The organism is Clostridium sp. (assembly GCF_051656525.1).
Taxonomy (GTDB): Bacteria; Bacillota; Clostridia; order Clostridiales; family Clostridiaceae; genus Clostridium.
In genome coordinates this window covers 1-6,511 of record NZ_JBOGCC010000409.1, presented here as the reverse complement: position 1 = coordinate 6,511, position 6,511 = coordinate 1, and the positions used below count along the sequence as shown (strand labels likewise).

At 27.3% G+C, this 6,511-nt stretch carries 9 protein-coding genes; 7 read left to right on the top strand and 2 right to left on the bottom strand.

Going from position 1 to position 6,511, the window contains the following annotated elements:
* The first annotated feature begins 55 nt into the window (after nucleotides 1–55).
* The 4 genes from ACRDDY_RS19715 (at nucleotide 56) to ACRDDY_RS19700 (ending at nucleotide 3,223) form a co-directional block, all read left to right on the top strand.
* Nucleotides 56–1,243, top strand: a complete 1,188-nt coding sequence (locus tag ACRDDY_RS19715; RefSeq protein ID WP_438566611.1) for a multidrug effflux MFS transporter — start codon at nucleotides 56–58, stop codon at nucleotides 1,241–1,243.
* 133 nt (nucleotides 1,244–1,376) lie between these two features.
* Nucleotides 1,377–1,949, top strand: a complete 573-nt coding sequence (locus ACRDDY_RS19710; RefSeq protein WP_438566610.1) for a hypothetical protein — start codon at nucleotides 1,377–1,379, stop codon at nucleotides 1,947–1,949.
* 244 nt (nucleotides 1,950–2,193) lie between these two features.
* Nucleotides 2,194–2,784, top strand: coding sequence for a cyclase family protein (locus ACRDDY_RS19705; RefSeq protein ID WP_438566609.1), 591 nt, complete (start codon nucleotides 2,194–2,196; stop codon nucleotides 2,782–2,784).
* Nucleotides 2,774–3,223, top strand: a complete 450-nt coding sequence (locus tag ACRDDY_RS19700) for a MarR family transcriptional regulator (RefSeq protein WP_438566608.1) — start codon at nucleotides 2,774–2,776, stop codon at nucleotides 3,221–3,223. Before ACRDDY_RS19705 ends, ACRDDY_RS19700 begins: the two co-directional genes overlap by 11 nt.
* Nucleotides 3,224–3,238: 15 nt before the next feature.
* On the opposite strand, the gene ACRDDY_RS19695 is transcribed toward ACRDDY_RS19700, so the two are convergent.
* Nucleotides 3,239–3,616, bottom strand: a complete 378-nt coding sequence (locus ACRDDY_RS19695) for a MerR family transcriptional regulator (protein ID WP_438566607.1) — start codon at nucleotides 3,614–3,616, stop codon at nucleotides 3,239–3,241.
* 148 nt (nucleotides 3,617–3,764) lie between these two features.
* Here ACRDDY_RS19695 and ACRDDY_RS19690 point away from each other — a divergent pair, with 148 nt between their 5' ends.
* The gene (locus ACRDDY_RS19690) at nucleotides 3,765–4,934 is read left to right on the top strand and encodes an iron-containing alcohol dehydrogenase (RefSeq protein WP_438566606.1); all 1,170 of its coding nucleotides are present in this window, start codon (nucleotides 3,765–3,767) and stop codon (nucleotides 4,932–4,934) included.
* Between the two features lie 133 nt (nucleotides 4,935–5,067).
* Nucleotides 5,068–5,202 carry a hypothetical protein gene (locus tag ACRDDY_RS19685; protein ID WP_438566605.1) on the top strand — a complete coding sequence of 45 codons (135 nt, stop codon included), beginning with the start codon at nucleotides 5,068–5,070 and terminating at the stop codon, nucleotides 5,200–5,202.
* Here the strand turns inward: ACRDDY_RS19685 and thpR are convergent.
* Nucleotides 5,199–5,753, bottom strand: coding sequence for an RNA 2',3'-cyclic phosphodiesterase (thpR, locus tag ACRDDY_RS19680; RefSeq protein WP_438566604.1), 555 nt, complete (start codon nucleotides 5,751–5,753; stop codon nucleotides 5,199–5,201). The two genes, ACRDDY_RS19685 and thpR, sit on opposite strands and share 4 nt — an antisense overlap.
* Nucleotides 5,754–5,886: 133 nt before the next feature.
* Here thpR and ACRDDY_RS19675 point away from each other — a divergent pair.
* Nucleotides 5,887–6,511 (top strand): nitroreductase family protein (locus ACRDDY_RS19675; RefSeq protein ID WP_438566603.1); only part of this gene is annotated, 625 nt, incomplete at its 3' end.

Genomic DNA, 6,511 nt, shown 5'->3' with positions numbered 1-6,511 from the left:
TTAAGTTATAACTAAAATAGAATGGTAAGAACAAAAGAGAAGAGGAGAAATTTTAATGAATTTAACAAATGAAAAAAGAAAATCAGGAGGGTTGGCCTTTATAATTTTTATAGGCTTTTTAAGTGCGTTTATACCAATGTCAACAGATCTTTACCTTCCAGCACTTCCTGATATGACAAAGATATTTAATACAACACCTATAATTTTGAATTTAACAATTACGCTATTTTTTATATTTTATGCAATAGGAATGCTTATATGGGGACCACTTAGTGATAAACATGGAAGAAAGCCTATTCTTGCAATTGGAATGATTTTATATGCTATAGCTAGTATATTCTGTGCATTTTCATTTAATATATATATGCTTATATTCTTTAGAATAATACAGGCAATAGGAAGTGCAGCAGCAGTAGCAGTAGCAACTGCTATGTTAAAGGATGTATATGAGGGAAAAGAACTTGGTTCTAAGCTTGCAATTGTTCAGTCAATATCAATGATGTCACCAATTATTTCACCTATTATAGGAGCATTTATATTAAGATATACATCATGGCATGGAATCTTTGTAATATTAACAATAGTAAGTGTAATAGCAATTATAGGGACTTTATTTTTAAAAGAAACACTTAAAGAACGTCATGAAGGAAATATTGTAGAAGTATTTTCAACTCTTGTAACAGTAAGTAAAAACAAGATATTCTTATTAGTAGTTATAACATTTGCATTAACATTATTACCTCTTTTAGCATATGTAACAATATCATCTTACATATATATAAATGGATTTGGAATATCTGAACAAGCTTATGGATATTTCTTTGCAATAGGAGGGATATTCTTAGTATTAGGACCACTTCTTTATATAAGACTTTCAAAAATATTTAGATGGCAAACTTTAGTTAAGGTATGCTTTATAGTTCTTATTATATGTGGAGTTTTTCTAATAGGAATTGGCTGGAAATCAAAATACTTATTCTTAGCTTGTATGATATTTGCACTTTTCTTTGGAAATATGCTTTATCCAATAGGGGTAAATGCAGCACTTTCACAGCAAGATGAGCATATAGGAGCAGCATCTTCAATGGTTAACTTTATAAATACAATGTTTGAAAGTATTGGAATGATTGTTATTACTTTAAATTGTGGAAATAAAGTTGTGATGCTTGGAGCTATGTATGTTATTTTGGCTGTAGCAGCATTACTATTATGGTTTAGATGTAAGAAAGTAATGAAACATTAAATGGATAAACATATTGATAACTTCAAAGAGAAGTTTTAAATATGATATAATTTATATATCAAAATAAAGAGGGTGATACTTTCTAAGCATAAAAGAATTAATAAAAATATATTTAAATTAGAAGGTGCAAAAGATGAAGCTAAAAAAGAATTTAAAAGAAGAAGATTTCAAGGTAATGAAAAAGCTTGAGGCAAAGTACTATGATGGTGAATTTATAACGCCATATGAAGAGGCTTATAGATGGTATATGACATATGAATATAGCATTAGATGTGTTGAATGTGATGGCAAAGTAGTAGGATTTATTAATATGTTTCCTATAAGTGATAAAGTATATGATTTATTAAAAGTAGGAAAATTTAATGATAAGTATCTAAAGTTAGAAGATTTGATTAATTTAGATACTTATAAAGGTAATGATTTAAATTTATTTTTAAGTTGTGTATTAATCGATTCGGAATATAGAAAAACTGATGCATTAACATCAATATTAAATGAGTATGTTAAAGTGTATAAAGAAGTAAATAAAAATTTTAAAATAAAAAATGTAATTACAGATAATGTGACTCAAGGCGGAGCAAACTTTTCAGAACGACTTGGTTTTCATAAGGTAATCGATTCTAATCATGATTCTGTTGTATATGAAATAACATTTGAAGATTTTATAAAGAATGTTAGAGAGTTAGATATAAAAAGAAATAAATAGAAAAAGAATTAAAAAGGGGCTGTATTAAAATAAATTTTGATGTTAGCCGAAAAAAGACGATTCGTATTAGAATTGTCTTTTTTTATGCGTGTATTAATATCATTATGAAAAATTTTAGCGAGGATGTGATACCTATGGATAAATAGGTTTTTCTAATTAGGTTTCTTTTTTACATCATAATTGTTGACAGGTAAACAATATTAATGTATTATATTGTTGATATGTAAACAAAGGAGAGGATAAAATGATTGACATTAGTCTTAAAATAGAAAAAGAAAATAAAGTTTGGGAATGGTTTAAAACACAAGAGAATAAGCTAATATCAGCAGGTCATATAGGGACGCATATAGATGTATATAAGAAAAGTGAGATTCCTGAAAGTTATATGAAATCAAGAGGGATTATAGTAGATTGTACAAAGTATAGTAAAGATGAGGAAATTGGGTTAGAGGCAATAGTATCATCTAATAATATTAAAGAGGGAGATTTTATTATATTTAAAACTAATATAGGAGAAAAATATCCTTATGGAAGTGATGTATATGTTCATAATCATAATCAATTAAGTGATGAGCTTATAGATTATTTAATAAACAAGAGTGTTAATTTTATAGGGATTGATTGTGCAGGAATAAGAAGAGGAAAAGAACATTTTAAAGCTGATGTGAAATGTGAGGAAAATGGAGTTTATGTAGTAGAGAATTTAGATTTATCAAAGGTGAGTATCTATAATAAAGGATTAACTACATATACGGTATGGATAGATAATCCATTTGCCACAGGTTTATCTACAAAGGTTTTAATTGAAGATGAAGAGGTGCAAAGTGGAAAGTAAAAAAATATTAAAAAAAACTATAGAAGTTATAGAATTATTTGATAGTTTCAATAAAGAACATTTTCAGGATGAATATAATGGATTAAACATAAATGATGTACATACAATTGCTTTTATAGGAGAGAGTGAAAAAGTTAGATTAAATGATATAGCAGTATATCTAAATGTCACGAGGGGTGGTGCTAGTAGAATAGCAAAAAGATTAATTTTAGAAGATTATATTATAGATTATAAAATAGAGAATAATAAGAAAGAAAAATATTTTAGATTAACTAATAGAGGTGAAATTGTATTTAAAAAGCATAAGGAAGTTCATAAGAAAAGCATAGAAAGAGACTCTAAATTATTTAATGATTTTAATGATGATGAGAAAAATATAATTTTTAGATTTTTAGATGTATTAGAGGAAGATCTAAAAGATAAGTTGAAAAAAAGATGATAACTAAATATGTTATCATCTTTTTAATTCAGGATGAACTGATTTTTCAATGTTGTAGTATTCAATCTTTTTATTTATCTTATCTAAGTTAAATTGCAGTTCTTCCATTTGTTTTAGAACATTTTTTCTATGTTCTAATAAAAGATTTTTTCTATTATCAAAAGTATCTATTCCGAGAATGTACCAATCTATATATTGTTTTATATCTTTTATATGCATTCCAGTATTTTTTAGGCATGTTATTAAATTAAGCCATTCTAAGTCTGTATCAGAGAATTTTCTTATTCCACTTTCACTTCTGCTTATGAATGGTAGTAGTCCTTCTTTATCATAATATCTTATTGTGTATGGACTTATATTAGTTATTTCAGAAACTTGCTTTATTGTGTACATAAAATTTACTCCTAAACTATTTTTAATATAAATAGATTATACTACATAGACTATAGGGTGATAAATTTATTTTAAAAAAGTTATTGACCTAGAGTGTACTCTAAGGTTTAGGATTAGATTAAAGAAATGTCTAGGAGGACGAGATAGAATGAATTTTAATTATTATATGCCAACAAAGCTTTTATTTGGAAAAGGACAATTAGGGAATCTTCATAAGGAGAATTTACCTGGAAAGAAAGCTTTAATAGTAATATCAGCAGGAAAATCTACTAGAAAATTTGGATACTTAGAGAAGTTAGAAAATGAATTAAAATTAGCAAATGTTAGTTATGTTGTTTTTGATGAAATTCAACCAAACCCAACTCTTGAGAATGTAAGAAGTGGTGCTAAAGTTATTCGTGAAAATAACTGTGATTTTGTTATTGGATTAGGTGGAGGTAGTAGTATTGATGCAGCTAAGAGCATCGCTGTTATGGCTACTAACGAAGGCGATTATTGGGATTATATAAGTGGTGGAACTGGAAAAGGAATGATGCCGTCAAATAATCCATTACCTATAATTGCAATAACTACAACAGCAGGAACTGGAACTGAGGTTGACCCTTGGACAGTAATAACTAATGAAGAAATGAATGAAAAAATTGGTTTTGGATATGAAAAAACTTTTCCTGTTATAGCAGTAGTTGATCCAGAATTAATGATGACAGTTCCTAAAATGCTTACTGCATATCAAGGATTTGATGCATTATTCCATAGTACAGAAGGATATTTAAACAATACAGCTTATATAATGAGTGATATGTATGCACTTAAAGCAATTGAACTTATAGGAAAATCTTTAAAAACTGCAGTTAATGATGGAGAAAATGAAGAAGCTAGAGCAAATGTTGCCCTTGCAAATACTCTATCAGGATTAGTTGAATCAACTTCAGGATGTACATCAGAGCATTCAATAGAGCATGCTTTAAGTGCATTCCATCCAAATATAACACATGGAGCAGGACTTATAATGATAAGTGAAGCTTACTATACTCATATAGCAAATACTGGAGCTTGTGATGAGAGAATGATAGATATGGCAAAAGCACTTGGAAAGAAAGATGCTACAAAAGCTATGGACTTTGTTGAAGCACTAGTAGAATTACAAAAGGCTTGTGATGTAGATAATATAAAAATGTCTGAGTTTGGTATAAAATATGATGATTTAGAAAAGTATGCTATAAATGCAAGAGAAACAATGGGTGGATTATTTACAGTTGATCCAATAGAAATAGACAATGATGATGTAGTATTTATACTACAAAAATCGTTTAAATAAGAGTTTTAAGTAGAAAAAGGACTTTATGAATTTATTAAATTTATAAAGTCCTTTAAAATATTTTTAAAGTCATACTAGGGACATAGTTATATTAGATAATTAAAACATTAAAGTATTAAAGGAGGAGTTTATCATGGAATGCTTTGGTTATAGAGATGGATTTTTTCTAGGTGGTGGATTTATGGGGATTATAGGAATGCTAATAGTTGTAGTGCTTATAGGAATTATAATATATGCTATTTGTAGCATATTTAGAAGGATAAATTAAGTGATGGCTTTAAGCCATCTATCATAAACAGAAATACCTTGCAAGTCTTTACTTTCCATTATAGAAATTTTTTCAATATAAATTTCTTTCTTTTCAAAATCTGAAAAACTATTAATATCAAAAGAGTCTATAAAATCTATTTGTCTAGCAAACGTTATATGCGGCATAAAATCTTTATTATAGAAGCGTATCTTATTTTTTTGAAGTAAAGTAGATAGTTCTTTAGATAAAGAGATAATTATTTCATTTTCCTCAATTCCAAGCCATAAAATAGAGGTTTTCTTTTTAGTAAAGAAGCCTAAATTAGAGATTTTCAAGGAAAAAGGTTTTATATTGTTTAAAGAAATATCCAAGATTTCTTTTAATTTAGGAAGCTCTATTTCACTTATTTCACCTATAAAGCGAAGTGTCAAATGAAAATTGTTTAATTCAGTAAATTTTCCTTTAGTGACAAAAGGTTTAATTTTCTTACTAATAGATTGAAAATATTCTTTTATATTACTATCAAAATCTATGGCTATGTAAATTCTCAAAACATCAAATCCTTTCATATATAAAATTTAGTTTAATTATAGAGGAAATATTGCAAATAAAGAAGAAATTATAAAAAAATTTGACTTAAAGTATACTTTATAGTGCATAATAAATAGAGAAATATATATCAAGTTTAGAGGAGTGAAAAAAATGATAGTAAATAGAGATAAGTGTATAGGCTGTACTTTATGTACACAAGATTGTATTGTAAGTGATATTGAAATGGTTGATGGAAAATCATTTATAAAAAATGAAACATGTATAAAATGTGGACATTGTATTGCTATTTGTCCAGTAAAAGCAATATCATGTGATGATGAAAAAGAGTATTCAATGGAAGAAGTTAAAGAATATAATAAAGAAACTTTTGATATTGAAGCAGAGAATTTAATGAATTTTATGAAGTTTAGAAGAAGTGTTAGATTATTTAAAGATATGCCTGTTGAGGATGAAAAAATTGAAAAAATAATTGAAGCAGGAAGATATACTCAAACAGGAAGTAACATGCAAGATGTATCGTATACAATAATAAAAGATAAACTTCAAGATGTTAGAAAAATGGCATTAGAAACATTAAATTCAGTAGCAGATCAAATGATAAGTGATGAAAATACACCAGAAGCATTTTTGAAATATGCAAATATGTGGAAAGGGATGTACAAGTCATTTGAAGAAGATCCAAATGGAGAAGATAAGTTATTCTTTAAAGCACCAATGATAATATTAGTTAAAGCAGATAGAGCAATAGATGGTGGTCTTGCAGCAGCTAAAATGG